28 protein-coding genes and 1 pseudogene are annotated in these 26,163 nt (G+C 60.6%); 14 read left to right on the forward strand and 15 right to left on the reverse strand.

Annotated features, from left to right (window positions below):
* Nucleotides 1-35: 35 nt before the first annotated feature.
* Complete coding sequence (gene groL, locus EJ075_RS31960; RefSeq protein WP_126107051.1) at nucleotides 36-1,691, forward strand: chaperonin GroEL; 1,656 nt, start codon at nucleotides 36-38, stop codon at nucleotides 1,689-1,691.
* A 110-nt stretch (nucleotides 1,692-1,801) separates the two neighbouring features.
* Here groL and EJ075_RS31965 read toward each other — a convergent pair whose 3' ends face one another.
* Nucleotides 1,802-2,401, reverse strand: a complete 600-nt coding sequence (locus tag EJ075_RS31965; protein ID WP_126107052.1) for a TetR/AcrR family transcriptional regulator — start codon at nucleotides 2,399-2,401, stop codon at nucleotides 1,802-1,804.
* A 113-nt stretch (nucleotides 2,402-2,514) separates the two neighbouring features.
* On the opposite strand from EJ075_RS31965, the gene EJ075_RS31970 reads away from it, so the two are divergent.
* Nucleotides 2,515-2,964, forward strand: coding sequence for an OsmC family protein (locus tag EJ075_RS31970; protein WP_126107053.1), 450 nt, complete (start codon nucleotides 2,515-2,517; stop codon nucleotides 2,962-2,964).
* Nucleotides 2,965-2,981: 17 nt separating this feature from the next.
* The gene (locus EJ075_RS31975; protein WP_126107054.1) at nucleotides 2,982-3,368 is read left to right on the forward strand and encodes a nuclear transport factor 2 family protein; all 387 of its coding nucleotides are present in this window, start codon (nucleotides 2,982-2,984) and stop codon (nucleotides 3,366-3,368) included.
* A gap of 215 nt (nucleotides 3,369-3,583) precedes the next feature.
* On the opposite strand, the gene EJ075_RS31980 is transcribed toward EJ075_RS31975, so the two are convergent.
* The gene (locus EJ075_RS31980; protein ID WP_126107055.1) at nucleotides 3,584-4,195 is read right to left on the reverse strand and encodes a LysE family translocator; all 612 of its coding nucleotides are present in this window, start codon (nucleotides 4,193-4,195) and stop codon (nucleotides 3,584-3,586) included.
* Nucleotides 4,196-4,469: 274 nt separating this feature from the next.
* On the opposite strand from EJ075_RS31980, the pseudogene EJ075_RS34195 reads away from it, so the two are divergent.
* The 3 genes and pseudogenes from EJ075_RS34195 to EJ075_RS31990 form a co-directional block, all read left to right on the forward strand.
* Nucleotides 4,470-4,772: pseudogene (locus EJ075_RS34195) on the forward strand (methyltransferase domain-containing protein); the annotation flags it as partial.
* The gene (locus tag EJ075_RS31985; protein ID WP_348627385.1) at nucleotides 4,661-5,314 is read left to right on the forward strand and encodes a methyltransferase domain-containing protein; all 654 of its coding nucleotides are present in this window, start codon (nucleotides 4,661-4,663) and stop codon (nucleotides 5,312-5,314) included. The pseudogene EJ075_RS34195 and the gene EJ075_RS31985, both read left to right, overlap by 112 nt.
* Before the next feature lie 457 nt (nucleotides 5,315-5,771).
* The gene (locus EJ075_RS31990) at nucleotides 5,772-7,070 is read left to right on the forward strand and encodes an amidohydrolase family protein (protein WP_126107535.1); all 1,299 of its coding nucleotides are present in this window, start codon (nucleotides 5,772-5,774) and stop codon (nucleotides 7,068-7,070) included.
* Between the two features lie 8 nt (nucleotides 7,071-7,078).
* On the opposite strand, the gene EJ075_RS31995 is transcribed toward EJ075_RS31990, so the two are convergent.
* From EJ075_RS31995 to EJ075_RS32010, 5 genes are all read right to left on the reverse strand, one after another.
* Complete coding sequence (locus EJ075_RS31995; RefSeq protein WP_126107056.1) at nucleotides 7,079-7,462, reverse strand: YkgJ family cysteine cluster protein; 384 nt, start codon at nucleotides 7,460-7,462, stop codon at nucleotides 7,079-7,081.
* Nucleotides 7,463-7,467: 5 nt separating this feature from the next.
* On the reverse strand, nucleotides 7,468-7,635 hold the full coding sequence (locus tag EJ075_RS33315) for a hypothetical protein (RefSeq protein WP_164547236.1): 168 nt from the start codon (nucleotides 7,633-7,635) through the stop codon (nucleotides 7,468-7,470).
* Between the two features lies 1 nt (nucleotide 7,636).
* The gene (locus EJ075_RS32000; RefSeq protein WP_126107057.1) at nucleotides 7,637-8,044 is read right to left on the reverse strand and encodes a hypothetical protein; all 408 of its coding nucleotides are present in this window, start codon (nucleotides 8,042-8,044) and stop codon (nucleotides 7,637-7,639) included.
* A complete protein-coding gene (locus tag EJ075_RS32005; RefSeq protein WP_126107536.1) occupies nucleotides 8,044-8,271 on the reverse strand; it encodes a hypothetical protein in 228 nt (75 codons plus the stop codon). Before EJ075_RS32005 ends, EJ075_RS32000 begins: the two co-directional genes overlap by 1 nt.
* A 349-nt stretch (nucleotides 8,272-8,620) precedes the next feature.
* Nucleotides 8,621-8,830, reverse strand: coding sequence for a cold-shock protein (locus tag EJ075_RS32010; protein WP_010915421.1), 210 nt, complete (start codon nucleotides 8,828-8,830; stop codon nucleotides 8,621-8,623).
* A 550-nt stretch (nucleotides 8,831-9,380) separates the two neighbouring features.
* Here EJ075_RS32010 and EJ075_RS32015 point away from each other — a divergent pair.
* A complete protein-coding gene (locus EJ075_RS32015) occupies nucleotides 9,381-9,560 on the forward strand; it encodes a CsbD family protein (protein WP_126107058.1) in 180 nt (59 codons plus the stop codon).
* Nucleotides 9,561-9,737: 177 nt separating this feature from the next.
* Here EJ075_RS32015 and EJ075_RS32020 read toward each other — a convergent pair whose 3' ends face one another.
* Nucleotides 9,738-10,868 carry a metallophosphoesterase gene (locus tag EJ075_RS32020; RefSeq protein WP_126107059.1) on the reverse strand — a complete coding sequence of 377 codons (1,131 nt, stop codon included), beginning with the start codon at nucleotides 10,866-10,868 and terminating at the stop codon, nucleotides 9,738-9,740.
* A 127-nt stretch (nucleotides 10,869-10,995) separates the two neighbouring features.
* Here EJ075_RS32020 and EJ075_RS32025 point away from each other — a divergent pair, with 127 nt between their 5' ends.
* Nucleotides 10,996-11,583, forward strand: a complete 588-nt coding sequence (locus tag EJ075_RS32025) for a hypothetical protein (RefSeq protein WP_126107060.1) — start codon at nucleotides 10,996-10,998, stop codon at nucleotides 11,581-11,583.
* 32 nt (nucleotides 11,584-11,615) lie between these two features.
* On the opposite strand, the gene EJ075_RS32030 is transcribed toward EJ075_RS32025, so the two are convergent.
* A complete protein-coding gene (locus EJ075_RS32030; protein WP_164547237.1) occupies nucleotides 11,616-12,314 on the reverse strand; it encodes a TetR/AcrR family transcriptional regulator in 699 nt (232 codons plus the stop codon).
* A gap of 82 nt (nucleotides 12,315-12,396) precedes the next feature.
* Between EJ075_RS32030 and EJ075_RS32035 the strand changes: the two genes are divergently transcribed.
* On the forward strand, nucleotides 12,397-13,167 hold the full coding sequence (locus tag EJ075_RS32035) for an NIPSNAP family protein (protein WP_126107061.1): 771 nt from the start codon (nucleotides 12,397-12,399) through the stop codon (nucleotides 13,165-13,167).
* 63 nt (nucleotides 13,168-13,230) lie between these two features.
* Here the strand turns inward: EJ075_RS32035 and EJ075_RS32040 are convergent, their stop codons facing one another.
* On the reverse strand, nucleotides 13,231-14,193 hold the full coding sequence (locus EJ075_RS32040; protein ID WP_126107062.1) for a glycosyl transferase family 90: 963 nt from the start codon (nucleotides 14,191-14,193) through the stop codon (nucleotides 13,231-13,233).
* Between the two features lie 27 nt (nucleotides 14,194-14,220).
* Here EJ075_RS32040 and EJ075_RS32045 point away from each other — a divergent pair, with 27 nt between their 5' ends.
* Together EJ075_RS32045 and EJ075_RS32050 are read left to right on the forward strand one after the other, a co-directional pair.
* Nucleotides 14,221-15,363, forward strand: a complete 1,143-nt coding sequence (locus EJ075_RS32045; RefSeq protein WP_126107063.1) for a UDP-galactopyranose mutase — start codon at nucleotides 14,221-14,223, stop codon at nucleotides 15,361-15,363.
* An 89-nt stretch (nucleotides 15,364-15,452) separates the two neighbouring features.
* On the forward strand, nucleotides 15,453-16,421 hold the full coding sequence (locus EJ075_RS32050; protein ID WP_164547238.1) for a glycosyltransferase: 969 nt from the start codon (nucleotides 15,453-15,455) through the stop codon (nucleotides 16,419-16,421).
* 83 nt (nucleotides 16,422-16,504) lie between these two features.
* Here EJ075_RS32050 and EJ075_RS32055 read toward each other — a convergent pair whose 3' ends face one another.
* Together EJ075_RS32055 and EJ075_RS32060 are read right to left on the reverse strand one after the other, a co-directional pair.
* Nucleotides 16,505-17,437 carry a hypothetical protein gene (locus EJ075_RS32055; protein WP_126107065.1) on the reverse strand — a complete coding sequence of 311 codons (933 nt, stop codon included), beginning with the start codon at nucleotides 17,435-17,437 and terminating at the stop codon, nucleotides 16,505-16,507.
* Nucleotides 17,438-17,600: 163 nt separating this feature from the next.
* A complete protein-coding gene (locus tag EJ075_RS32060; protein ID WP_126107066.1) occupies nucleotides 17,601-18,608 on the reverse strand; it encodes an NAD-dependent epimerase/dehydratase family protein in 1,008 nt (335 codons plus the stop codon).
* Nucleotides 18,609-18,953: 345 nt separating this feature from the next.
* Between EJ075_RS32060 and fumC the strand changes: the two genes are divergently transcribed.
* The 3 genes from fumC to EJ075_RS32075 all read left to right on the forward strand — a co-directional run bounded on the left by fumC (nucleotide 18,954) and on the right by EJ075_RS32075 (nucleotide 21,504).
* Nucleotides 18,954-20,351: a class II fumarate hydratase gene (gene fumC / locus EJ075_RS32065; RefSeq protein ID WP_126107067.1), complete on the forward strand. Its 1,398-nt coding sequence runs from the start codon at nucleotides 18,954-18,956 to the stop codon at nucleotides 20,349-20,351.
* Between the two features lie 141 nt (nucleotides 20,352-20,492).
* On the forward strand, nucleotides 20,493-20,915 hold the full coding sequence (locus EJ075_RS32070) for a DoxX family protein (protein WP_126107068.1): 423 nt from the start codon (nucleotides 20,493-20,495) through the stop codon (nucleotides 20,913-20,915).
* A gap of 175 nt (nucleotides 20,916-21,090) precedes the next feature.
* Nucleotides 21,091-21,504, forward strand: coding sequence for a DoxX family protein (locus EJ075_RS32075; protein WP_126107069.1), 414 nt, complete (start codon nucleotides 21,091-21,093; stop codon nucleotides 21,502-21,504).
* 53 nt (nucleotides 21,505-21,557) lie between these two features.
* On the opposite strand, the gene EJ075_RS32080 is transcribed toward EJ075_RS32075, so the two are convergent.
* From EJ075_RS32080 to EJ075_RS32090, 3 genes are read right to left on the reverse strand one after another with little or no spacing between them, the layout of a single operon-like run.
* Nucleotides 21,558-22,145, reverse strand: a complete 588-nt coding sequence (locus tag EJ075_RS32080; protein WP_126107070.1) for a hypothetical protein — start codon at nucleotides 22,143-22,145, stop codon at nucleotides 21,558-21,560.
* A 48-nt stretch (nucleotides 22,146-22,193) separates the two neighbouring features.
* The gene (gene ppx, locus EJ075_RS32085) at nucleotides 22,194-23,726 is read right to left on the reverse strand and encodes an exopolyphosphatase (protein ID WP_126107071.1); all 1,533 of its coding nucleotides are present in this window, start codon (nucleotides 23,724-23,726) and stop codon (nucleotides 22,194-22,196) included.
* Nucleotides 23,726-25,927, reverse strand: coding sequence for an RNA degradosome polyphosphate kinase (locus EJ075_RS32090; RefSeq protein ID WP_126107072.1), 2,202 nt, complete (start codon nucleotides 25,925-25,927; stop codon nucleotides 23,726-23,728). The genes ppx and EJ075_RS32090 overlap by 1 nt, the downstream gene beginning before the upstream one ends.
* Between the last annotated feature and the right edge of the window lie 236 nt (nucleotides 25,928-26,163).

The raw sequence follows: 26,163 nt of genomic DNA on the forward strand, positions 1-26,163 counted from the left end.
TCGGGCTCAATTCAAGCCCCTGCCAGGAGCTAAAAATGGCTGCCAAAGACGTAAAATTTTCCCGTGATGCCCGTGAGCGCATGCTGCGCGGCGTCAACATCCTCGCCGACGCAGTGAAGGTCACGCTCGGCCCCAAGGGCCGCAACGTCGTCATCGACAAGTCGTTCGGCGCACCGCGCATCACCAAGGACGGCGTCACCGTCGCCAAGGAAATCGAGCTTGAAGACAAATTCGAGAACATGGGCGCGCAGATGGTCCGCGAAGTTGCTTCGAAGACCAACGACATCGCCGGCGACGGCACCACGACCGCGACCGTTCTGGCGCAGTCGATCGTCCAGGAAGGCCACAAGGCGGTTGCCGCCGGCATGAACCCGATGGACCTGAAGCGCGGCATCGACCTCGCCGTTGCCGACGTCGTCGCGACGCTGATCAAGAACGCCAAGAAGATCAAGACCTCGGAAGAAGTTGCTCAGGTCGGCACCATCGCCGGCAATGGCGATGCTTCGGTTGGCTCGATGATCGCCGAAGCGATGCAGAAGGTCGGCAATGAGGGCGTCATCACGGTCGAGGAAGCCAAGACCGCCGAGACCGAACTCGAAGTCGTCGAAGGCATGCAGTTCGACCGCGGCTATCTCTCGCCCTACTTCGTAACCAACGCCGACAAGATGGTCGCGGACCTGGAAGACGCTTACATCCTTCTCCACGAGAAGAAGCTCTCCAACCTGCAGGCCATGCTGCCGATCCTCGAGGCTGTCGTGCAGACCTCGAAGCCGCTGGTCATCATCTCGGAAGACGTCGAAGGCGAGGCTCTGGCCACGCTCGTCGTCAACAAGCTGCGTGGCGGCCTGAAGATCGCCGCCGTCAAGGCGCCGGGCTTCGGTGATCGCCGCAAGGCCATGCTGGAAGACATCGCCATCCTCACCGGTGGCCAGGTCATTTCCGAAGACCTCGGCATCAAGCTTGAGAATGTTGGCCTCAACATGCTCGGCCGCGCCAAGAAGGTGTCGATCTCCAAGGAGAACACCACCATCGTCGACGGTGCCGGCAAGAAGGCCGAGATCCAGGGCCGCGTCGCCCAGATCAAGCAGCAGATCGAGGAGACCACCTCGGACTACGACAAGGAGAAGCTGCAGGAACGTCTCGCCAAGCTGGCGGGCGGCGTTGCCGTCATCCGCGTCGGCGGTGCGACCGAGATCGAAGTCAAGGAAAAGAAGGACCGCGTCGATGACGCCCTCAACGCGACCCGCGCGGCCGTCGAAGAAGGCATCGTTCCCGGCGGCGGCGTCGCACTCCTGCGCGCTTCGCTGAGCATCAAGGCGACCGGCGCCAACTCCGACCAGACCGCGGGCATCGCCATCGTGCGTCGCGCGCTGCAGGCTCCGGCCCGCCAGATCGCGGCCAACGCCGGTGCGGAAGCATCGATCGTTGCCGGCAAGATCCTCGAGAATAAGGGCCCGACGTTCGGCTTCAATGCCCAGACCGGCGAATATGGCGACATGATCGCCATGGGTATCGTCGATCCGGTCAAGGTCGTGCGCACGGCTCTCCAGGATGCGGCCTCGGTCGCCGGCCTGCTGGTCACCACCGAAGCCATGATCGCGGAGGCTCCGAAGAAGGAGTCGGCTGGCGGCGGCATGCCAGGCGGCATGGGCGGCGGCGGCATGGGCGGCATGGGCGGCATGGACTTCTAATCCACGTATCCATCAGCCTTCAGATACGGAAAGGGCGGCCGAGAGGTCGCCCTTTTTGTTGCCATCGGCCGATTATTTCGCCGGAGCGCCCCCCGGCTCAGATGCTACCGTCAATGCGCTGCGACAGCGACCTTCTTGGCCGGCAACGCACTTTCCACCAGCGCGGCGACCTCATCGGCCACCGCCAGCACCGGGGCGCGGTCGCGGGTGGCGCGCGCGATCACCATCAGCCCTTCCAGCGATGATTCGACAAGCAACGCCAGAGCGTGGGCGCGGCGCTCGGGCACCCCTGCCCTGACGAAGGCCGCCTGCAGCAAGCCTACCCATTGCTGGAAAGCCGATCGGCATAATTCGGCCAGCTCCGGCATGTTGGCCGGCGAGTCCAGCACTACAGGCGCGACCGGACAGCCAAGGGTGAACTGGTTGTCCTCCAGCATGCGTGCGACCGCCTGGTAGATGTGGTGGACGGCCACCGCCGGGTCCTGCTCGGCGGCGAGCGCCTCATCCATCCATTGCGTGACCTTTTCGACGCTGTCGCGCGTCACCTCGACGACCAATTGGTCCTTGCCGCCCGGAAAATGAAAATAGAGCGATCCTCTCGGCGCACCGGAGGCGCTCAAAATATCGTTGAGCGAGGTGCCGTGATAGCCGCGCTGCCTCAGCAGCAGCGCCGTCGCCTCGATCATGCGTGTGCGGGTATCGTTCGCCATGTCAACCTCTGTCAGGAGTGAGCATTATAGGCCTTGCGCCGAATATGACAATCGGTCTATATATTATGTAGATCGGTCTATATACAAAATGAAATATTCAGAGGAGAAAAAGAATGACCATCCGTGAGGCAGAAGCCCAATGGCACGGGTCGTTGAAAGAAGGTTCGGGCCGGCTTCGGCTCGGCAGCGGCGTCTTCGAAGGTGCCTATTCCTTCCCGTCGCGCTTCGAGAACGGTCCCGGCACGAACCCCGAGGAACTGATCGCGGCGGCGCATGCCGGCTGCTTTTCGATGGCGCTGAGCGCCATAGCCGGCAGCGGCGGCCATGTCCCCGCACGGATCCACACCGTCGCCAAGGTGCACCTCGGCATGAGCAAGGCGGGACCGACGATCATCCGCATCGATCTTGAAACGGAAGCCGAAATCCCGGGCCTGGCGCCCGAGGAATTCCAGCGCCTTGCCCAGTCTGCGAAAGCGACATGCCTGGTCTCACGCGCCCTGGCTGGTGTGGCTGACATCAGGCTCAAAGCCGACCTCGTCACGGCCGCCGCTGTGAAAAAATGAAATCAGGAGATACCGAGATGAAACAGGACAGCATCATGGTCATCCATCCAGACGACCAATCCAGACAGACGGCCGAGATCATGCGGCGCTACAACGACGTTTTCCAGCTTCATGATCCATCGACACTCCCGGGCCTGGTGGCAGAGGACTGCGTCATCGAAAATACCGTGCCGGCGCCGGACGGCGCCCGCCATGCCGGCCGGGAGGCGTGCGTGCGCCTGTGGTCGGCGATAGCCAGCGAACCCGGCACCCGCTTCGACATCGAGGAGACCTTCGTCGCCGGTGAACGGGCGACAATCCGCTGGCGTTACTGGCGTGCCGACGGCAACTCCATCCGTGGCATCAATCTGATGCGCGTAGCGGACGGGCTGATCGTCGAGGTGATGGGTTATGTGAAGGGATAGGTTTGGCGCGGCCCCTCATTGCCCTGCCGGGCATTTCTCCCCGTATAGTGACGGGGAGAAAGCTGCCTTCGCGAAAGATTTCGCCAATCTCAAGCGTTAAAGGAAGGATGCCAGGTTGCGGCCAGCCCCTTCTCCCCGTCCTAGACGGGGAGAAGATGCCGGCAGGCAGATGAGGGGCGGCGCCAGCTTCGACGACTGCCCGCGATCCTTACTGTCTACCGGTCCGTCAGTGCCAGTTTTGCGCCGAGCGCGACGAAGGCGCCGGCGAAGGTGCGGCGCAGCCAGGTCAGCACCATCGGCCGCGACACGACATGACTGCGGATCGAGGCGGCGAAGATGCCGTAGCCGACGAAGACGACGAAGGTCAAAAGCATGAAGACGGTGCTGAGCTCCAGCATCCTCGACAGCGCATGCGGTTCGGTGGTGCTGACGAACTGCGGCAGAAAGGCGAAGAAGAAGATCGACAGTTTTGGGTTGAGGATGTTGATGAGGATGCCTGAGGTGATCACCTTGCCGACCGAGCGCGGCGCGACATCCTGCCCGACGTTCAAGCCGCCGCTCTCCTTCAACGTGTTCCACGCCATGTACAGCAGGTAGGCGACGCCCAGATATTTGATCGTCTCAAAGGCGAGTGCGCTGGTGTGCAGCAGCGCCGCCAGCCCGGTGATGGCGGCCGCCATATGCGGAATGATGCCGAGCGTGCAACCGAAAGCAGCGATGATGCTGGCGCGCGCGCCACGCGAAAGCCCGGCGCTCAGCGTATAGAGAACGCCGGTGCCGGGCGAAGCCACGACAATCAGCGACGTCAACAAGAATTCGATGGTCACGGATGGTCTCCCGGCGTTGTCCCTGCCGCCAGCAACGTAGCCAGCGAAACGCGCGGGCACAAGCCAGCCCAGGGTCGGTAGTGTCTCATTTCGAATTTCGGCTCACGACCGTTTTTTGCACTTTGTTCGGAGGACTTCTAAGGCAAGCATTGACCCTGAAGCGACATCGCATTGCGGTCTACAGCGAGTCTGGTTGACTGGCTGCCGCATCGGCGCATAGTCGTCGACTTACGCGATGTCCCCTTTGGGAACAGTCGTATGGGGGAGGCAAGCCATGGAAGTCGCTGGTGGCGCTCGTGCCGACGTTCACGTCCCGTATATTCTCGTCCATTCCGATCGCGAGATCAGGCGTCTCAGCCATCAGGCGGGCATCATTAACCCGATCACGCGAAGGATCTTGCTGTCTGCGGGCATAAGTGCCGGGATGCGCGTGCTCGACGTCGGCTGTGGCGCGGGCGACGTTACATTCCTGGTTTCCGAGATGGTTGGCAGCGAAGGTCAGGTCATCGGCGCAGATCGGGCTCCAGCGGCTCTTGCGGCGGCGGAGGGGCGCGCGGCGGCGAATCCGATCAGAATGTCAGCTTCCGTGAAGGCGATCCCGCGGCACTCTCGTTCGACCGACCGTTCGACGCCGTGATCGGCCGCTATGTTCTGATGTTTCAAGCCGATGCGGTGGCCATGCTGCGTGGCGTCGCTCGTCACCTCCGGCCTGGAGGGACAATCGTCTTCCATGAGCCGGATTGGGACGGCTGTCGATCTAGCCCGCCAGCGCCGACCTACGACGACTGCTGTCGATGGATCGTCGAGACGTTCCGGCGCAGCGGTATCGAGACCAATATGGGTATCAAGCTCGATGCGGCTTTCCGCGCAGCTGGATTGACCGCCCCCTCAATGCACTTGGAGGCGGTTGTTGGGGGAACCAAGGGCGGTTTCGACTGGTCACACCAGACCGCTGAACTCATTGTCACAATGCTGCCGGAAATACAGAGCCGGGGAGTTGCGACGGCCGCTGAGGTCGATATCGAAACTTTGGGACAGCGCATGCAGCTCGAAATCGAGGCGGGTAGCGTGATCGTGAGCCGCTCGGAAGTGGGCGCCTGGTCGCGTGCCCCGAACTAGTGACAAGACCTGGAGCAACAGGTAGCCCGTACCAATCCTTCTCCTGGGTTCTGGGCGGCTGCCTCGCAGGAAAGACCAAGGCGAATGTCCCGCTCCTGGCAACGTGCTTGTTCTCGCAGATGAACCGAACAGCGACTTCCCACCCATCCCGGGCGCTCCCTCGTCTGATCGCTTCCTCAGGCGAACCATGCACTGCTTGCCCTGGTATCACCATGATCGGCCTGACCTTCGAACGACCCCTCGCTGTGGAACGCTTCTTGACGACGATGCCGTATAAGCTAGAACTTGTCCTTGCGCCGTGACCACCTCCTCCTGAAGCAGGATAACCGTCATGTGTCACAAATCCTTTGGATCGCAGGAGCTGACAAAAGGCGAGGTCGTGGCGCATGCCGTGTCCTTCGCCGCAGCCGTTTTCTCTGCCCGCACGGCTTTCATGATCCTTCGCTCAGGCAGAGAAATGCTTGCGGCAGCCCTCGTGCTCGGACTTTGCGCAACTGCGGCCGCTGACGACGTGCTTTTCGAAAACGTCCGCATCTTCGACGGAAAAGGCGCTGCACTTTCGGCCCCATCCAATGTGCTGGTCGAGGGCAATGTGATCGCGCGGATCTCGACAAGTCCCATCGCGGCCGAAGACGCGCGGCGCATTGCCGGCAACGGGCGAACGCTAATGCCGGGGCTGATCGATGCGCATTGGCACGCAATGCTGATTGCGTCCACGCCGGCAGAGGCGATGGGCGACGTCGGCTTCGCCAATCTTGCGGCCGGCGACGAGGCGACGGATACGCTGATGCGCGGCTTCACCACCGTTCGCGACGTGGGCGGGCCGGCGTTCGGCCTCAAGCGCGCGATAGATCAAGGCATCATAGCGGGACCACGCATCTATCCGTCCGGAGCCATGATCACCGTGACCAGCGGGCATGGGGATTTCCGCCAGCTCAGCGATTTGCCTCGGACGATCGGCGGCTTGTTCACTCCCATGGAGAGGAACGGCGGCAGCATAGTTGTGGACAGCCCCGACGAGGTGCGTTTGCGTGCCCGCGAGCAGTTCATGCAGGGGGCCGTGCTGCTGAAGTTGACAGCGGGCGGCGGAGTGTCGTCGCCCCACAGCCCGCTCGACGTCACCACCTTCACCGAGCCCGAACTGCGGGCCGCCGTTGAAATTGCCGAAAATTGGGGCACCTACGTCGCCGCGCACGCCTTCACCTCGGATGCGATCCGGAAGGCTATCGCGGCTGGCGTTAAGTGCATCGAACACGGCTTCCTCATGGACGAGGCAACCGCCAAGCTGATCGCCGAAAAGGACATTTGGCTGAGCTTGCAGCCGCTTCCCGAATTGATGAGGACAGGCCTCCGGGAGGGTTCGGTCGAGCGAGCCAAGGCCGATGAAGTGTGGCCGGGCATTGGCAGGACCTACGAACTCGCCAAGAAATACAAGATCAAGACGGCATGGGGCACCGATGTCCTGTTCTCCCGCGCGTTGGCGAAGCAGCAGGGGGCAATCCTGGCGTCGCTCGTCCGTTGGTACACGCCTGCCGAAGCGCTCGTCATGGCGACCGGGACAAATGCCGAGCTGCTCGCGCTGTCGGGCCGTCGCAACCCCTATCCGGGGAAACTCGGCGTGATCGAAGAAGGCGCGCTCGCGGACCTCCTGCTCGTCGAAGGCAATCCGCTGGAGAACCTCGACGTGGTGGCCGATCCAGCCAACAACTTCAAAATCATCATGAAAGATGGCCTGATCTACAAAAACGCTACCTAGGCCCGTTACTACAGCGTCGACAGCCCATGCGCCCTGCGCGCCATCAGGCAATCGTCGCCACCGGGCATGCAGGCGCGGCAGACGTCCGGTCGGACCTCGTAAACACCACAGGCGGTCGACTTGCCGACCTCGCCGGAAAGTGCCGAACAGCGCACGCCGTCGCAGCGCATGCCGGCTTCGTCGGCAGCCACATATTTCTGCGGGATCCGGTCGAGCTGCGCGTCATCTTCGGTGGAGAAGCGCGGCCATTCGGATGAATAGGAACAGCAGGCGCCGCAGCTCTGGCAATCGAAGAGAGGGGCGGCGCCCTCCTCCAGGGACGAAAAGTCTCCGGCGCTCGCCAAGGCAAGCAGCCCTGACGCAACCGGATTCAGATCGGCGTTTCGCGGCAAGGGCGCTATTTCTTCTTCCTGGTCTTGCGCGACGCGACATCCGCCGGCGACTTGAACAGATCGGTCGCGGCCTCGGCGGTGACGTCGGTTTTCGGCGCGGCGGCCGATTTGGCCGGTTTTGCGGTGGCAGCGGATGCCGCCGGCTGATCCTTGGCGGAGAATTTTATGGCCATATCAATCCTCGTCGGAGAAACGCGATGATGGCGCATTCGGGTTGCGAAGGCGGCCGATCAGCGCCGAGACGGCCGTGATGTTCATTTCCTCGGGCGACCAGTTCCTGGCCTCCTCGATGTGTCGGGGCGCCAGCTCGCGATGCGTGCTGCCGCTATAGGCGGCATCCTGATGGGTGACCCTCTCATGGGTCTTGGCATTTTCGCGGACATACTCGATCAGATAGTTCGGGCATTCGGAGCGGCCACGCACGCCGAGCCTGACCTGGGCATCGCCATGGGCACGCCTGCAGCGCTCGAGCTTTTCGAGCACGCGGCGGACATATTCGACCGGCTTGTCGAGATCTGCCACGACATCGGCGATGGTCGAATCGGCGGCGATCGCCTTTTGCGGGACGCGCTTGGTAGCCATCAGCGTTTGCCCACGCGCTTCGGCGAGGCGGCGAGCGCGGCGGCGGCAGCCATATCGTCGGCTTCCTTTTCCAGGCGCAGTTCGCGCAGCCGCGCGGTCTTGGCTTCCCGGGCCTGGCTGACAGCATCCTGTTCGGAAATGATGCGGTTGAGCGACATGGACTGGGTCTGGGTCTTGCTGAAGATGGATTCGGCCTGGTCGCGGGATTTCTTTGAAGTGGGGGTCAAGGTCTTTCTCCCGGTTCGGAGCGTAATGCCGAAAAATGGCGAGACCGGTGTTTCGACCAGGACCACGCACAAAGCAATACGGCAGTCGGATTCAAATTGCTGGAGCACCCTTAACACGTTCAAGCGAACGCGCAGTGCTCTTTTCGAACTTTTGAAGCGCCCCAAATGCAAAAGGCCAGGCATTGCCTGACCTTCCGCTAGAGCACCGCGCATCCACATGAACGCGCTGGCACTTTCTCATTCTGCGCATGATCCTTTCCGGAAACTGATGTTTCCGGGGTCATGCGTTGAAATTCGCCATTCACCAGTGCCAGTACATCCGTGGTCACCAGCGAGGCTGAATTCCGTTTTAGGCCGCCTTCAACTGATCGGCGGACATCTTGCCCGACTTGTTGTCGCGGACCATCTCGTAGCCGAGCTTCTGGCCCTCAACGATGTCGCGCATTCCGGCGCGCTCTACGGCCGAGATGTGGACAAAAACGTCGGCCGAGCCGTCGTCAGGCTGAATAAAACCAAAACCCTTGGTGGCGTTGAACCATTTAACTGTGCCTGTGCTCATAACGAACCCTTTCCGTGGCAAATATTCGTTCGCCGTCATGCGAATGCACAACAACGTTTGTCTCGATTTTGATGGGGGAAGTTCGTCAAAGGCGCGCCTGAGCACGCGGATAACAAAAGTCAGTCAAACAAATATCGACGAATTTCTTATAGACTTCTTTTGACGCCGTGTCAATTTTTGCTTTCGCCGCCCGGCGGACCGATCGCCGCCAGGTTGGATTAAGCAGGGATTCGATGGCGGATTTGGCGCCGAAACCGGTCGAGCGTCAGCTGTCGAAAAAAATCGCACCATGCCGGGAACCATTTTGGCATCCATGCATTTTGGGTATCGTCAGCAGTTCACGAGAGCAATCTCAGGAAAGGCTGACACAAAGGACGCCTCCCGTGCAATAAAACGCGCGAGGGGCGTTCTTTTATGGCGAGCGGCAATCGCCGCTTAGCGCCGGCGAGCCGGACGGCTCTGGCCATCGCGGACCCGTGGCCTCGGAACCGAAAAACCAGCCGCCCGTTTGCCCAGGACAAAGGCAAATTAAACCCCAGGAGATGCGGCCATGGTGAACAAGGATCAGGTTGCGGGCCTAGCCAAGCAGTTCAAAGGCTCCGTGAAGAAAGCCGCCGGCAAGGCCACCGGCAACAGGCGCGTCCAGGCTGAAGGCTCGGCCGACAAAATCGCCGGCAAATTGCAGAAGGCCTATGGCGACGTGAAGGACAGGGTCAGAAAGGCGCTCTGATCGCTGCGCTGCCGTTTTCAACAGCGATGAGGAAGCGGCTTAAGTAGCGGTTCAGCTTTTGATAAAAGCGCCGAACCGCTCTAAGTGTTTGTTTTTACGCAATTCCGGACGGAAAACCGCTACGCACTTTTCCTGGAATTGCTTTAGGGGGTTTGCTGTCTGCTTCAGTTGCCGCCGTTAGAAGTTCAGGCTCTTCGAGAAAGCGTTGGTGAAGGCGACCTCGCCATGATCGCCGATGGCTTCACCAAGCACCACGTCCATGCTGTCGCTGGTCACCTGCGCCAGCGCGAAGCCGCCCATGTAGGCGGCCTTCGGCTTGAACAGATCGACCCCGTCGCGGCGGTAGATCATCGGCACCTCGTGCTGGTGACCGTGCAAGATAGCGATGACATTGTAGCCCTTCAGCGCCGCCAGCAGCGCCTGCCGGTCCGCTTCGCTCCACCAATGCGGCGGGCCAGGACCGTCATCGTCGAAGGTTCCTTTGGCGGCATCCCATCGTTCGATCGAAAAAACATCCCAGCCATAGTGTTGGAAGAGGATGACGGGGCGGCCATCCGCCGCATAGGTCGCCAGATCCTGCTTCAGCCATGGCAGGCTGGAGAGCGCGCCATGGCCGGTGTCGCCGGCAAAACGGTGCGTCTGGATGAGATGCAGGCCACCCCAGTCCCAGGAATAGCAGTCGGTATCGACATCGTAGTCGGTCGCCGGCACCGGCGGCTTGAAGAACACGCCCGGGCGGTGGTTGACCTCGACATAGTCGCGCAATTCGCGCCTATACCAGTCGACATGAGGTGGCGGGCCATTCTGGTCGAGATCATGGTTGCCGAGCCCGACATAGACCGGCATGTGCACGCGATCCGGGCCGACGCCTTGCTGATAGCGCTGGCTGAACTGGAGAAGCTGCGTGCCCTCGCTGGGCTGGGTGATCTGGCCGCCGCCATCGTCGGTCATGTCGCCGCCGACGACGAGGCCGAGCGGCGTGGCGATGCGGCTGCCGGCCGAACGCAAGCCGGTGGCGACGCCGTTGATTTCGGCCGGCCATTCCTTGTCGTCGATGGCGTTCAAGGCGGCGATACTGCGCAGCAAGGCAGCGTCGGTCTTGCCTTCCTGCTGGCAATTGGGGCTCAGCCCGCTGGCCATGCGGCAGGCATGGACATCAGCGATAAACAGGAAGGTGGCGTCGACGGGCGGACTGCGCTGCCCGGTCTGACCGAGCGCCGGTCGCGCAACGGCGCCGGCCGCAGCAAACCCTACCGCCTGCGCCAGGAAGCTGCGCCGGGAGAGTGATCCTGCCGAGATGCGATTCATGGCGCGAAATTCAGCACAGCCGGCGCCTCTTCGTCTAGTTGCCTCGAACAGTATGTCGACACGGTGCCGCAGGTCTGGCATTCCTTCCCGGTGCTGCACTCAACTTACACGGGCAGAGGAGGACGCCATGAAGACTATATCCATCGGCACGACACTCACCATCCTGGCGAGCGCCGCTCATGGTGCCGAGTGCATCGACGCCAAAGCCGCCAAGGCCGGCTTCGTTCTCGAAAGGCCCGGCATCCATAGCGAGTTTCGACCGGCGGCGGGTGGAATGGTGTCGGTTGCCAACGAATACCAATCCCAATCGCCGCAGACGCAGTTTCTGTTCGGCGGCCTGATCGAGGTGTTTCGCGACAGCGAGACCGGTCAGCTTGCCATGATCCCGCTTTCCGATCTCAGAAAGCTGTTTCCGCTCAAGGCCGGGGCGAAAAGCAAGACCTTGTTCGTTCGCCTCGCACCCAACAAACAACCGAAGGGCACCGAAACGCTCGAGATCAACGTCAAGGGCAAAGAGACGTTCGGCCTGGGCGACTGCAAATACAACGTGCTCGCCGTCAGGCAGACGATCAAGAACGAGGCCGGCAAGACACAGGATGAATTCACCGCGCTCTACGCGCCCGACCTGCAAGCCGTTCTGGCCAGGCGCTATGACGAGGGCACCAACGCCGAAAGCGTGGTCGGCTACGAGATCATCAAACCGCTATCGAATTAGGCTCCGGCAGGGCAGAGGGCTGACGCCCGGCATCAAACGACCCTGTGCTGCCGCAGCACCCTGCGACGTCGCTTCGCAATTGCTCCGCCCTTGGAGGACGAAGCTGGGGAAGCTCCCTGCTCCAGCGCGTTCAGGCAATCGCGCAGCACGCCTGAATCCTGCGTCGTCTTGGCCATCGACATGGCGCCGGAATAGGTGGCGACCGCGAGCGCGGCGAAGCGCGGCGGATCGGTGTCCTGATCCCTGCCCGCTTGCTGGTCGGCTCTGACCTTGTCGGCGATCGCCTCGCGCCATGCCGAAAAAATGCCGGCAAGGGCAGCGCGAAAATCCGGATCGGCGAGCGACAGTTCATGCGCCAGATTGTTGAGCGGGCAGCCGCGCACGAAACCCTGCTGCTCCAGTTCCGTTGCCACGGCCTCGAACACGCTGCGCACGCCCTCGCGCGCCGAGCCAGCCGCCTGCACCGGCGCGATCCATGTTTCTTCGACGGCTGCCGCCACCCGCTCCTCGATCACCGCCAGCGCAAGCGCCTTCTTGGTCGGGAAATGATGATGCAGCGCGCCGCCAGTGACACCCGCCGCTGCCATCAGGTCACCGAGGCTGGAAGCGTGGTAGCCGCGCGCCTGAAAGGAGGCTTCGGCGACATCGAGCACGCGTTTGCGGAGGCCTTCCGGGTCGTTGGTGCGTTTCCCGGGCCGCACCTTTGGGCGAGCGGTAATCTCTGCTGACATCTCCACACGATAGCAGATTGACAAAACAGGACAACCGGTCTGTTTTAGAACAGGATGAACACCCTGTTTTGGAGATTGCTCGATGAGCCTGCCCCTGAATGCCCCGTCGAAATCCAGCTTCAACGCCTCGCCGATCGTCGAGCTCAGGCAATACACGCTGAAACCTGGCCGGCGCGAGGCGCTGATCAGCATCTTCGACGGTCACCTGATCGAGGGTCAGGAAACGGCAGGGATGACCATCATCGGCCAGTTCCGCGATCTCGACCGGCCTGACATGTTCGTCTGGCTGCGCGGCTTCGACGGCATGGAAGCGCGCAAAAAAGCGCTGACCGCGTTTTACGAGGGACCGGTGTGGGCCGCCTGGCGCGATGCCGCCAACGCCACGATGATTGACTCCGACGACGTGCTGTTGCTGAAACCGGCATGGCCGGGCGCGGGCTTCGACCTGACGGGCTCGCAACGGACAGCCTTGCCGGCTTACGAAAAGCCAAGCAGAGACAACCGCTTGTCGGATATTGTTGTCATTAAGATTCATCATCTGCGGCCCGGCGCCGAAGTCGATTTCGCCAGCCGCTTCGAAACCGACGCCATTCCTGTCTTGGCGGCACTTGGCGCGCGGCCGCTTGCTGCTTTCGTCACCGAGCATGCCGAAAACAGCTTTCCCCGCCTGCCGGTGCGATCAGGCGAAAACGTTTTTATCAGTGCCGCGGGCTTCGACAGTACGGACGCCCATGCAAGCTTTGAAGCGGCGCTTGCCGGTTCTCCGGAGTGGCAGGCATTTCAGTCGGACCAGGCCAGACCGACGGAAACGCTGCGTCTTTCGCCCACCTCACAATCGCTGCTCGGACGGTGACCTGTCGTGAGGCGTCTCACGAAGAGGCCTTCGCGACGCAAATAATACGTTGCCTTCGTTGGACTACCGTTTCGAACGCGTCAGTTTCCGAAGATTGGACTTCAAATTGCCGCCGGCAGCCACGTGGCCTTCAAGCAAGCGGGCCCATGTGGCCACCGCGGCCGAGCGCGTCAGGTTGGTTTGCGCGAATTGCTGCGCCTCCGCGGCTATTTCGGCCTCCATTTTCGGATTGGCACGCAACCATTCGATACGCTCGACCAGGTCGGACATGTTCCGTGCCACCGGGACGTAGTGACGAAACGGCTCGATGTCCCCGAAGAACCACTCATGCCATGGTCGTTCCTGCATCAGCACGACGCGCTTGGTGTGGAACAGCAATTTCAAGCGCCCGCTATAGCCCGCACCTTCGACGTCAATCATGTATCTGTATGTCGCTACCTGCTCCTCCATGGTCTTGAAAGCGCCAGAATATTGCACGGACGCGGAGTCGTAATCAGGCGCGGTGTCATAAGCCTCCAGGAGATCGGGCCGGACCGTCGCAGCCTGGACCGTTGCCTTGCGCGCATCGTTCATGCAGCGCCCTGCCCAAAACGCGCTGTTCTTGCGCGGCTGCCCTTCCGACGCGACTGCCATCGCCGACGTTTTTTGATCGTAGTCGTCGAATTTCGCCTCCGGCCAGCCATTGAAGATGAAATCAGGCGCGGCAATCTCGGCATAACCGCCTGCCGAAGAAAAGCCGAACCGCGTCCGGAAATACCTGGGTCTTTTTGCAAACGGCACATCGGCCAAGTTGACATAGAAAGATGGGATGCTACGAACGCCGAGCGATGCCAGCGCCTCGGCAATAAGGGTCAGGACTTGTATGTGCCTTTGAAGCCAGACGGCGCGGAAACTTGCCTGCAGCCTTCCCTTGCTGAACCGGCAGTACATTTCACCTCGATTAAGCCTATGCACCAAACCCCGCCCCTGTTCGGCGATGCGAACAGGAATGGGTAGGTTCGGGATCACTGCGTCGAGGCCTGCCATTTCAATGATGCTCTTCTGCGAGGTTATGTGCGGATTTTGATCGTAGGTGCCGGTGTGTCAGGCGCGACTTTGGCCAGATCGCTTGCTGACGCCGGCAATCCCGTTCGGGTTGTCGAGGCAAAGCCGCATCCCGGTGGGCACTGCCACACCGAGCGAGACGCGCGGACCGGCATCATGAAGCATGCGTTCGGACCGCATATCTTCCATTCCGACGATATGGATGTCTGGTCGTTCGTTTCACGATTTGCAGAATTCAGGCCTTTTGCGTTGGAGGTGAAGGCCAATGTGGCCGGGCGGCTGTTCTCGCTTCCAATCAATCTAAACACGTTGAACCAATTTTTCGGAAGGCAGTTCACCGCAGAGGACGCGCAGGCGCATATTCGGAATCTTTCGGTACCACTGGACCATGACCCTCGAAATTTCGAAGAGCAAGCAATCTCAAGTATAGGTGAGGCACTTTATAACGCGTTTTTCAAGGGCTATACGCAAAAGCAGTGGGGGCGTCCACCCGACCAGTTGCCAGCCGATATTTTCAAGCGGTTGCCATTACGCTTTACCAAGGACAACAATTACTTCCACCATTCTCGGATCGGAATTCCGCAGGAAGGCTATACCGCCTTGGTGGAAAAGATGCTTCGACATCCGCTCATCACGGTCGAGTATGATACCAAGTTCCGCCGTGACGGCGGCGATCATGAATTTGATCAGGTCTTTTACACGGGCGGACTGGACGCCTTCTTCAATTTCGAATTCGGACGACTTCCCTACAGGTCGCTGCGATTCGAGGATTTTATCGTGACGGGAGATTTTCAGGAAAGCGCAATCGTGACCTATCCCGATCCCGAGGTCCCATACACTCGGATTTCCGAACACAAAAAATTCGCGCGGTGGGAAACACACGAGAAGAGCCTGTGTTCCCGTGAATTCAGCTTCGAATGCGGCGAAAACGACGTTCCATTCTATCCCGTGAATCTGGCAGCCGGATCGGCGTTGCTGGATCGCTACCGGTATGAGGCCACACAACTCCGCAACGTGAGTTTCGTAGGCCGCCTTGCGACGTTCAAATATCTCGATATGGACGTTGCCATTGGACAGGCGAGGCATGCTGCGGCAGTCACAATCGGCTGTCTTACCACCGATCTGCCGGTGCCGGCCTTCTTTCAGCCATAAGAAACCAAGAGAGCTACGCGTCAAAGCTTTCCGCCCTGCGACAGCAAGACAAGTATTTGATGAGCATGCGCTCTGAGGTGAGTCTAGATATGTCGCAAAATCCGTGCTTCTTTTTCGCTGCCGATCAAAATTACTTCCCATACGCTTGCTTGGCCGCGCGCCGTGTGTTGGACGTATCCGGCCCAATCAAGGGCTTTCTTCTTCAGACTGGTGCCGGCGCAAAAGACCTGGAGGTCGGTGAGCGCTTGCTAGGGTCCGCGGTCAGCATCCTTGACGTGTCGAAGTTCATGGAGGCGACGAATTTTGATCCGGGCCATCTGACCTTGGCGACCTATATCAGGCTGTTCGCAGATCAATTGCCTGAGCTCGAGCCCTACGATCGTATCGTCTATGCCGACAGCGACGTGCTCTTCAATCGATCGATAGCCGACCTCACCCACGCGCAACTGCACGCGCCGTTGCTGGCCGCTCACGACGAGCAGAGCTATTTCGACGCGAAGTACCGGAACCACCTGCCGATGAAGCCAGGCGCACCGAAATTCAATGCGGGCGTGCTGGTGTTCAACATGCCGTTGGTGCGGCGAGAGGGATTATTGCAGCGGACTCGGGAACTCTCCTCGCAGCATACCTACGGTCTGGACCAAGGTGCGCTCAACGTTGCCTTTGAAGGCAGATGGCAGACGATGCATCCCTACTGGAACGTCATGACGAATTTCAGCAGTCAGATATCGTTCGGCAAGTCGTTTGCGCGTCACTTCACGCGGGGTAAACCCTGGTCGCAGCACCCAATTGGCGTCGAACCAGAAGTTTTGGCCATCTATCGCCAACTTGCAAAGGATACGCCTTGGGCCGGCCACTTCCCCCGGCAGGCGCGGTTCGTCCTCAAAAGCTTCACCCGAAAGCTCGATGCCATCACTGGATTCCTCATCAATGACGAGAAGCGCAAACGAAGGTCCCGGTTTGACGCCGAACAGGTAAGCGGGGTTTTTGCCGAGCACGCGGACCGGTGCATGATGGCCGCGCAATATCCCGAGTGCGTTGCCGGGATCGCAAGGTAAGACCAAAATCAGCCAGTCGGCCGGCCAGGCGTATGTATCGGTCAGTTTGCCTGAGGTAGATCAGGCGCTGCCTGTGCAGCGTGTCAGTCAGCAATGCTGGGGGGAAGCGAGATCGTGTATTTCGGCGCCCGACTCCTTTTGAGCTTGCGCCACGGCCTTAGCCGGTCTTTCAAGGGGATCGCAGGTGTTTTGTAAGGCGCGGGGACGAGGCCGGCGAGCCCATAGTAGCTGTCAAGAATATTGCTTTGGAGCAGACGCCGTTCCTGGGTAAAGAAGCTGAAATGCGCCACGACCAGATCGCCGAGCACTTTGCCCGGGCGGTTGAGCATTGCCGGCAGTGTAGCCGATAGCCATTCTTCCTCACCGCCGCTACCGTTCTTTGGCGGAATAAAAAGATCACCCAGTTCCACTATGTCGGATCCAAAGAAGCCGATCGCGTTGATCGAAAAGCGCGACAGCCGGATCTCCCGGTCCGGCACGCGGAAATCGCCGAGTCTGTTGGCTTTGACGGCTTCGATGAAGACCGGGTGAAGCGCCATCGGAAAACTAGCGTGGGCCCACGAGAATTCGCATGCCGCCTGACACGTAAGTGGCCCGTCGACCAAGACCCTGGAAAGATACTTGATCAGCGTGTTGCAGATTGCGTTGTTGATGATCAACGGCGCATACCACAGAGCCGACCCCCTTTCGCTTGCTACCCTCTCCATGAATCTAGGGAAGAAGCCATCTTCCAGAAAAACCACATCGTCGTCGAGGCGCAAATAGAAAGCGTCCGGATCGTCGCAGAAGCGAAAGAAGTCGCCGATCGCGTTGTTGCTGCCATCAGCATCAGGAAGCGTTTTTATCCTGCAACGCGTGTCTGTCGCAGCCAGCTGTTGGAAATAGGCACGATCGACCTCGTTGCGGCAATTGTCCCACAAATGCCATTCGTATACTTCAGGGCTCTTCAGTACATAATGGCTGAGCAGGCGGAGATATTTCTCGCGACCGGCCGGTGTCACAACAATCAATTTCACGAATAGGATGTCCTGTCATAGCCGCGCATCGGCTCGGCTGTTGCCTTGCCGTTTTTACTCCCGGCGAGATGATCGACATCGCCGCTTTGCTCAAACCACAGCGGTGGTCACAGTGCCAAGAGAATCGCCGGCATAAATGTCTCCCTGATCGTCGCGCAGGATTTCACGCACCGCTCACAGGGCGCATCGCAGGCACAGCCGAAGATACCATGTTGGCCGAGCGCCATTCAGAAACCTGTTCTCGAAACCATTCAAGGGTCAGCCTAACGCCTTCTTGATAGCTGACCTTCGCTCCCCAGTCTGGAAGAACACGCCTGGCCAGAGTCAGGTCCGGGCATCGATTTGTGGGATCCTGGGGAGCTGGCGGATGATGCTCGACCCGGGAACCTGGAACGAGCGAACAGACGAAGTTTGCGATCTCCAGCACAGACACCTCGCAATCGTTTCCGATATTCAAAGGGCCCCGGTACGATATGTTGTCGCGCCAGAAAAAACGCTCCAAACCGTCGACGATATCCTCGGCATAACCCCAACTGCGGGATTGAAGACCGTCACCATAGACCGTCAGGATTCCGGTGGTCAGGGCTTGGCTGATAAAATTCGATATAGCGCGACCATCGTCGATACGGGTTCGCGGTCCATATGTGTTGAACAATCTCGCGACACGGATATCGAGTCCGCTGATGCGCTGAGATTCAAACAACAGCGCTTCGGTGCAGCGCTTGCTCTCGTCGTATGACGATCGGGGTCCTATGCAATCCACCGAGCCCCTGTAGCTCTCCGGCTGCGGAGAGACCAAGGGGTCGCCATAGACTTCCGACGTCGAAGTGAAGCAGAAGCGACCACCCGGTTTGAGTAGCGTCAGAAGATTCAGCGCGCCCCCGATGTTGGCCTTGATCGTGCGTACCGGCTCGCGCATGTACCATGATGGAGAAGCAGGCGACGCCAAGTGCATGATTTCATCGAAGCGCTGGTGCGATGCGAAGCTCTCGGCGTCTTGTACTTCCAGGCTCAGTCGCGGATCATTGATATGCTCAATGTTCTGCTGCACTCCGGTCCACAGATTGTCGACGACAACCAACTTTCCCAGGTCGGCGCGCAGCAACAGGCGATCGACCAAATGCGATCCGATGAAGCCGCAGCCTCCAGACACCAACACGCTCCGCGACATGGAGTTTCTCCTCGACATTCGGCCATTCAACAAACAGCCGAACTGTTTTCTCGGAGGACGCCATACACGCATTCAGTCCAAAGCCATAAGTTTTTCCTGCCAGTGCACTTTATCCGCGCCGCGCTAGTTCGGATGAGGGTGTTCGAGTGGATCGCCCGCGTTGGAGTTTCTTCCACATACCTCAACCGTCTCGGCGCCAACGCGCCGATCCACCTTCTCGATAGCGAGAGAAGAAAGAAGATTCTCCTTCAACCGATTTGCATCCTTGCCGCCCGCAATCTCCGCTTGAAGCCATTTGTGCAACGCGATACGCCGGTGCCGAATTCGACAGACCGGAGAGACCAAGTGAGCGCGCCAGAGACCAGAACCGAAACCGACACGTTCGGTCCCATCGAGGTCGCCGCCGACCGCTACTGGGGCGCACAGGCGCAGCGTTCGCTGGGAAATTTCAAAATCGGCTGGGAAAAACAGCCAGCGTCGATCGTTCGCGCGCTCGGCATCGTCAAGCGGGCGGCGGCCGAAACCAATATGGAGCTGAAGCGGCTCGATCCGGCTATCGGCAAAGCGATCATCGAAGCCTCTCAGGAAGTCATCGACGGCAAGCTCAACGATCATTTCCCTCTGGTCGTCTGGCAGACCGGCTCGGGCACGCAATCCAACATGAACGCCAACGAGGTGATCTCCAATCGGGCGATCGAACTGCTGGGCGGCGTCATGGGGTCCAAGAAACCGGTGCATCCCAACGACCACGTCAATATGAGCCAGTCGTCGAACGATACCTATCCGACGGCCATGCACATCGCCTGCGCCGAGCGCATAGTGCACGACCTGTTGCCGGCGCTGAAGCATTTGCATGCGGCGCTCGAAGCCAAGACCAAAGCTTTCGCCCACATCATCAAGATCGGCCGCACGCATACGCAGGACGCGACGCCGCTCACCCTTGGCCAGGAATTCTCAGGCTATGCCGCCCAGGTCGCCTCGTCGATCAAACGCATCGAGATGACGCTGCCCGGCCTCCAGGAACTGGCGCAAGGCGGCACGGCCGTCGGCACCGGTCTCAATGCGCCGATCGGTTTTGCCGAGAAGGTGGCGGCGCGCATCGCTGACATCACCGGCATCGGCTTCGTCACCGCGCCGAATAAGTTCGAGGCGCTGGCGGCCCATGATTCCATGGTGTTCTCGCATGGCGCCATCAACGCCTGCGCCGGCGCCATGTTCAAGATTGCCAACGACATTCGGCTGCTCGGCTCCGGCCCGCGCTCCGGCCTTGGTGAACTGTCGCTGCCGGAAAACGAGCCGGGTTCATCGATCATGCCGGGCAAGGTCAACCCCACCCAGTGCGAGGCGTTGACGCAGGTCTGCATCCAGGTGTTCGGCAACAATGCGGCTGTGACCTTCGCCGGCAGTCAGGGCCATTTCGAGCTCAACGTCTACAACCCGCTGATGGCCTATAATTTCCTGCAGTCGGTGCAGCTGCTCGCCGACGCCTCCATCTCCTTCACCGACAATTGCGTTGTGGGCATTGAGGCGCGGGAAGACAACATCAAGGCCGCCCTCGACCGTTCGCTGATGCTGGTGACAGCGCTGGCGCCGACCATCGGCTACGACAATGCCGCCAAGATCGCCAAGACCGCGCACAAGAAGGGCACAACCTTGCGCGAGGAAGCGCTGGCCACCGGACTGGTCAGCGAAGCCGACTATGACCGCCTGGTGCGGCCGGAGGACATGACGCATCCGGGATGACGGCACGTCATCCGGGATGATCTTGAGCTGATCGCAAAAACGTTACTGCGGTGAACGATCTGTAACCAAATCCGCATCTTTGGTGAACAGTCGACCTGCTCTATCTGGATGGCACTACAACCCCTTCCGGAGAGAGTCACCATGTCCACCAACACGTCCGTTGCCGGTTCCGGCACCGTTTCCAACGCCTCGGCCACCATCCTGCTTGGCCGCGTCCTGCTTTCAGTCATCTTCGTGCTTTCCGGTTTCGGCAAGCTCACCGCGATCGCCGGCACCGCAGGCTACTTCGGCAGCATGGGCCTGCCGATGCCGACCGTAACGGCTGTTGTCGTCGGCCTGATCGAGCTGCTCGGCGGTCTCGCCATCCTCATCGGTTTCCAGACCCGGATCACCGCCTGGGTGCTGGCAGTCTTCACTGTCGCCACGGCGCTGGTCGCCCACACCGGCTGGGCCGATCAAATGCAGATGATCAGCTTCATGAAGAACCTGGCGATTTCCGGCGGTTTCCTCGTGCTGGCCTCCTCGGGCGCCGGCGCCTATTCGGTCGACGCCAGGCGCGGCTGACGCAAGCTAGTAGCTGTTGCAGCAAGGGGCGCGGAATTTTCCGCGTCCCTTTTTCGTTGTCGATCTACCAGACTGTCGATTGGCCGGGCCCGAGTGGCCTGGCCCGAATTTCTGCTAAGATCGAGGCATCGGGGAGGAACAGGCCAACCGGCCTGGTCGACATCGGAGGTGACCAATGCCACGCAATGCGCTGCTTCTGGCTTCCCGATTGCTGCTCGCCGCGTTATTCGTTCCGTCCGGCTTCCACGCGCTCACCGACATTGCCGGCACATCAGGCTATTTTGCCGGCCTCGGCCTGCCGCTGCCGACACTCGTAGCCTGGGCGACGGGGCTGTTCGAGCTTATCGCCGGACTGCTCATCCTCGTCGGCCTCAAGACGCCGATCGTGGCGCTCCTGCTTGCCGCCTTCTGCATCGCAGCAGGCTTCATCGGCCATTATGGCCAGGGCGGCGACGATCCGACGCTGACCTTCATGCATTCACAGATGCTGATGAAGGACATCGCCCTATCAGGCGGTTTTCTGGCGCTGGCGATGGCAGGCGCAGGGGCCTACTCGATCGACGGGCGGCTACTTGCAAGCCGCGCCTGAGCAAATCCCCCCGGTTTACTTGGTGTCCAGAAAAACGAAGTCTGCGAGACGGCTTACATTGACGGGTACCGACGCAAGAGCGCGATACCCATCTCCCCTACCCCCATATACAGACAAAGCTGCTGTTTCTTAACCGCCATTGCCACCCACTCGTATCCAAAATCGTCTGGAGCCCTAACGTAGTTTCTAAGGTTGCTGTCTATGGCGACGTACACATAGCCATCTGATTGGATCAGTTCTTGTCTCTTCAAGTATGGTAACAGATCGGCCCGACCCAAAATGGGCTTGATCGATCCGCCGATGGTCTGAGCCCTGTCGGAAAGAGCTTGGTCAATACCTCTTGAACATGGCTCGAGCCTTGAAAACAAATCGCTCTTCGACAGCGATTTCATAAATTTGAGAACGTCCGTGCTTGGCTTGAATACAAAGTAATTTATGCGCTCCCCGTTCTGGGGTGTTCTCAACATTCTATGAAAATTGAACGGCGTTCTGACGCCCATCCCTTTGGGATAATGCCGATCCAGATCGAACGTCCCCTTGGCCACGACGGACCGAGTGTAAAGCGTCTGGGCACTGGCGGTGCCCGCTAAGAGGACGAAAATCGCCGCAATCAACAGCTGAAGAACCTGCCTGAAGCTCACGGCGTTCCTTTCTTTCCTCAAACTGTCGCGACGCGACTACGCCGGCGTCTATTTCACCGAACCGCTAGACCCCCCCTCGACCGCCAGCACCAGCCGGCGATTGGTGACCCTCGCCAGTTGCGCCAGGCGCCCGGCAGGCCGCTCGCCGTAAAGATCGGACAAAGAGGCCGGCAGCACCAGCGCAAGCACGCCATTGCCGCGATTCTCCCATTTCAGCCGCGGCATGACGCCCGGCATCGCCGCCGTCAGCACGTAGACGACGCGCATCACCGCGGCCAGTGCGCGGGCGCGCTCGAGATAGCGCGGCGTCGCCAGCCCCCGGATTTCCGGAGCGGCATCGTTGAACAAGCCCTCGTGGCGAAACAGATTGACAAGCGCCAGGAAGGCGCGCCCGGGATGGTCGACGCCGATGAAGGAGGCATGGGCGATGATGTTGAGCGACTGCTTGCCGCGATATTCGGGATGCGCGCGCCAACCGATGTCGGCAAGCAGACAGGCGGCCTGGCGATAGCGCCTCTCGTCGTCGGTCTCGTCGATGCCGAAGGCGGCAAAGGTCTTGCCGGTCCACTCGACAAGCTCATGTGCGTGGGCGACCGAGCGCGAGCGCAGCCGGGCGAGTTCCTCCGAGGCCGAGATCAGCGGATCCGCCTTCTGCTCGGCCTCGTCGAGCAGCGAATAGAGAAAGCCCTCGCGCACGCCCAGCGCCGAAACGATGATCTTGGACGGCTGCATTGCCGCCATGATCTCCTGCAGCACGATGGCGCCATAAGGCAGCAGCGAACGGCGGTTCTTCGAGACGCCTTCGATACCCTTCACCTTCTCGATCTCACCCTTGGCCACCTGCTTGAGGAAGTTCGCGGCGCTTTCGATGCCGATCTCGTAATGGTGCATGACGCTCAGCGGATAGTTGGTCATTTCCATGTGCAGCCGGGCTAGGTTTCGCCAGGTGCCGCCGACCGCATAGAATGGCCTGCCCCGCCCGCCTTTCAGGAGCTTTGCCTTCGCGAGCTCGTCGCGCGCTATCTTTCCGGCCTGGGCCAGTGAGTTCTTCGCCATGTCCTGCAAGCGCAGGCCGCCCAGCGGCAGCGTGATGCCGTCGCCGATCGTCTCGCCGTCGACGTCTACCAGCTCAAGACTGCCACCGCCGAGGTCGCCGGCGATGCCGTCAGCCGGATGGAAGCCGGAAATGACGCCAAGCGCGGAATAATGGGCTTCCTGGCGTCCGCTCAGCACCTGGACCTCGGTCTTGAGCACATCTTCGGCGCGGTGGATGAAATCGGGACCGTTGACCGCCTCGCGGGCAGCCGCGGTCGCCAGCACATACATGTGCTCGGCGCCGGCCTGCTCGGACAGCGCACGGAAACGGCGAAACTCCTCCATCGAACGCGTCACCGCCTCGGGGTCCAGCTTTCCGGTCGACACGATGCCGCGACCCAGGCCAGCCAGCATCTTTTCGTTGAACAGCGTGGTCGGCGAGCGCGACAGCCCCTCATAGACCACAAGACGGATCGAGTTCGACCCGATGTCGATGATGGACAGCGGTCGGCGGTCCTGAAGCCGGCCCTGGGACGTTGAAATCATCAGCCGGTCGCTGCGCCGTTTTTCTTGCGGCGCTTGAACTGCGCGATGCGCTTGGGCGCATGCGATTTCAGCGCATCACCCCGTCCGGAAAGGCTCGGATTGGTCATGAAATATTCCTGCGCGTTGAACGGTTCCTCGCCCTCCTCAAGCACGGAGCGCCGAGAGGTTCCATCAGCCAATACGTCGAAACTTTGCTGGTTGTCCATGATGTTGCCCAGCATGATCTGGCCGAGCACTTGTTCATGCACCGTTGGATTGGTGATCGGCACCATGGTTTCGACGCGGCGGTCGAGATTGCGCGGCATCAAATCGGCCGATGAGATGTAGACGACCGCCCCGTCCGACGGCAGGCCATGGCCGTTGCCGAAACAGTAGATGCGGCTGTGTTCAAGGAAACGGCCGACGATCGACTTGACCCTTATGTTTTCCGACAGGCCCGGGACCTGAGGCCTCAGGCAGCAGATGCCGCGCACGACGAGATCGATCTCGACGCCGGCGCGGCTGGCGTCATAGAGCGCGTCGATGATGATCGGGTCGACCAGCGAATTCATCTTCATCCAGATGCGGGCCGGCCTGCCCTCCAGCGCATGGGCAATCTCGTCCGAAATGTGCTTGAGGATGCGCTTGCGCAGCGTGAAGGGCGAGATGGCCAGCCGCATCTCCTCGGTCGGCTCGGCGTAGCCGGTGATGAAGTTGAACAGCTGGGCGACATCACGGGCGATCGTCGGATCGGTGGTGAAGAAGGACAAGTCGGTGTAGATGCGCGCGGTGACCGGGTGGTAGTTGCCGGTGCCGAGATGCACGTAGTTGCGCAGCTTGCCGTCCTCGCGCCGCACCACCAGCGACATTTTTGCGTGGGTCTTCAGCTCGAGGAAGCCGAACACGACCTGAACGCCGGCGCGCTCGAGATCGCGGGCCCAGCGGATGTTGGCTTCCTCGTCGAAACGCGCCTTGAGCTCGACCAGCGCCGTCACCGACTTGCCGGCCTCGGCCGCGTCGACCAAGGCGCGCACGATCGGGCTGTCGTTCGAGGTGCGATAGAGCGTCTGCTTGATCGCCACCACTTCCGGATCGGCCATCGCCTGGCGCAGGAACTGCACCACCACATCGAAGGATTCGTAGGGGTGGTGAACGATGATGTCCTTCTCGCGTATAGCAGCGAAACAGTCACCGCCATGCTCGCGGATGCGCTCGGGAAAGCGCGGATTATAGGGCGTGAACTTGAGATCGTCGCGGGCGATGGCGACGATCTCGGAAATCTGGCTGAGCGCCAGCGGACCGGTGAGCACGCTGATGCGGCTCGACGAGACGCCAAGCTCGCCGGCGACGAACTCGCGCAGCTCGGCCGGCATCAGCTTGTCGAATTCGATGCGGATGACCGAGCCGCGGCGGCGGCGCTTCAGCGCCGTCTCGAACAGGCGCACGAGATCCTCGGACTCCTCCTCGACCTCGATGTCACTGTCGCGGATGATGCGGAACGTGCCGGAGCCCTTGACTTCGTAGCCGGGGAACAGCTTGCCGATATAGAGGCCGACCGCCTCTTCCAGTGGAATGAAGCGGACATGACGCTTGCGGTCCGGCAAGCGGATGAAGCGCTTCAGCGCCACCGGCAGACGCAACAGCGCACTCATCTCCTCGCCATTCCTGCGATGGCGCAGTTGCAGGGCCATCGAGAAGCCGAGATTGGGAATGAACGGGAACGGATGCGCCGGGTCGATCGAAAGCGGTGTGAGCACCGGAAAGACCTGCTCCTGGAAATGATCCTCGAGCCAGGTCTTCTCGTCCTTGGTCAGCGCATCGCGGCTGATGCTCTCGATGCCTTCCTTGTCGAGCAGCAGCATCAGCGCGGAAAGGCTATTCTGCTGATCCTCCTGCAGACGCTCGACCTCGCGCAGCAGCTGTTCCAGCTGTTGTTCGGGGGTGCGGCCGTCCGGGCTCTTCAGCGTGATGCCTTCGCGAACCTGGCCGGCGAGACCGGCGACGCGCACCATGAAGAACTCGTCGAGATTGGCGGCGGATATCGACAGGAAGCGGACACGCTCGAGCAGCGGATGATTGGCGTTCAGCGACTCCTCAAGGACGCGGCGGTTGAATTGCAGCCAGGAAAACTCGCGGTTGACGAAGCGGTCCGGGTTGCCGCCCTCTGGGCTCGCCACCTCGACAGTGGTGAATTCGCTCTGCACCGGCTTTAGTTCGTTCATGGTTCCTGCTCGTTTCGCACCCGCTGCCCAGAGCGTCACGCGTCGTTCCGGATGCGCAAAGGACGCTCTACCACTTTTAAGCTACGCATGATCCCCAGCGAAACCGAATTCGATTTTCGCGGCCATGCCTTAACCGGCTTAGCTTATCCTGTGACAGGCTTTTACGACAGTTTGATTTCATCGATCTTGCAAAGAGACAGCTTATGATCCAGATGCAATCCAGGTACAGCGCAGCG

This window comes from Mesorhizobium sp. M6A.T.Cr.TU.016.01.1.1 (assembly GCF_003952585.1).
Classification (GTDB): Bacteria; Pseudomonadota; Alphaproteobacteria; order Rhizobiales; family Rhizobiaceae; genus Mesorhizobium; species Mesorhizobium mediterraneum.

Bases quoted from the DNA above. Each gene is read 5' to 3' on its own strand.
- EJ075_RS31975 (WP_126107054.1), top strand. From the start codon at position 2,982: ATGAAACAGGACAGCATCATGGTCATCCATCCAGACGACCAATCCAGA.
- groL (WP_126107051.1), top strand. From the start codon at position 36: ATGGCTGCCAAAGACGTAAAATTTTCCCGTGATGCCCGTGAGCGCATG.
- EJ075_RS32010 (WP_010915421.1), bottom strand. From the start codon at position 8,830: ATGAGCACAGGCACAGTTAAATGGTTCAACGCCACCAAGGGTTTTGGT.
- EJ075_RS32070 (WP_126107068.1), top strand. From the start codon at position 20,493: ATGTCCACCAACACGTCCGTTGCCGGTTCCGGCACCGTTTCCAACGCC.
- EJ075_RS32090 (WP_126107072.1), bottom strand. From the start codon at position 25,927: ATGAACGAACTAAAGCCGGTGCAGAGCGAATTCACCACTGTCGAGGTG.
- EJ075_RS32030 (WP_164547237.1), bottom strand. From the start codon at position 12,314: ATGTCAGCAGAGATTACCGCTCGCCCAAAGGTGCGGCCCGGGAAACGC.
- EJ075_RS32040 (WP_126107062.1), bottom strand. From the start codon at position 14,193: ATGGCAGGCCTCGACGCAGTGATCCCGAACCTACCCATTCCTGTTCGC.
- EJ075_RS32075 (WP_126107069.1), top strand. From the start codon at position 21,091: ATGCCACGCAATGCGCTGCTTCTGGCTTCCCGATTGCTGCTCGCCGCG.
- EJ075_RS31990 (WP_126107535.1), top strand. From the start codon at position 5,772: ATGCTTGCGGCAGCCCTCGTGCTCGGACTTTGCGCAACTGCGGCCGCT.
- EJ075_RS33315 (WP_164547236.1), bottom strand. From the start codon at position 7,635: ATGGCCATAAAATTCTCCGCCAAGGATCAGCCGGCGGCATCCGCTGCC.
- EJ075_RS32000 (WP_126107057.1), bottom strand. From the start codon at position 8,044: ATGGCTACCAAGCGCGTCCCGCAAAAGGCGATCGCCGCCGATTCGACC.
- EJ075_RS31965 (WP_126107052.1), bottom strand. From the start codon at position 2,401: ATGGCGAACGATACCCGCACACGCATGATCGAGGCGACGGCGCTGCTG.
- EJ075_RS31970 (WP_126107053.1), top strand. From the start codon at position 2,515: ATGACCATCCGTGAGGCAGAAGCCCAATGGCACGGGTCGTTGAAAGAA.
- EJ075_RS32025 (WP_126107060.1), top strand. From the start codon at position 10,996: ATGAAGACTATATCCATCGGCACGACACTCACCATCCTGGCGAGCGCC.
- EJ075_RS32060 (WP_126107066.1), bottom strand. From the start codon at position 18,608: ATGTCGCGGAGCGTGTTGGTGTCTGGAGGCTGCGGCTTCATCGGATCG.
- ppx (WP_126107071.1), bottom strand. From the start codon at position 23,726: ATGATTTCAACGTCCCAGGGCCGGCTTCAGGACCGCCGACCGCTGTCC.
- EJ075_RS32020 (WP_126107059.1), bottom strand. From the start codon at position 10,868: ATGAATCGCATCTCGGCAGGATCACTCTCCCGGCGCAGCTTCCTGGCG.
- EJ075_RS32035 (WP_126107061.1), top strand. From the start codon at position 12,397: ATGAGCCTGCCCCTGAATGCCCCGTCGAAATCCAGCTTCAACGCCTCG.
- EJ075_RS32015 (WP_126107058.1), top strand. From the start codon at position 9,381: ATGGTGAACAAGGATCAGGTTGCGGGCCTAGCCAAGCAGTTCAAAGGC.
- EJ075_RS32050 (WP_164547238.1), top strand. From the start codon at position 15,453: ATGTCGCAAAATCCGTGCTTCTTTTTCGCTGCCGATCAAAATTACTTC.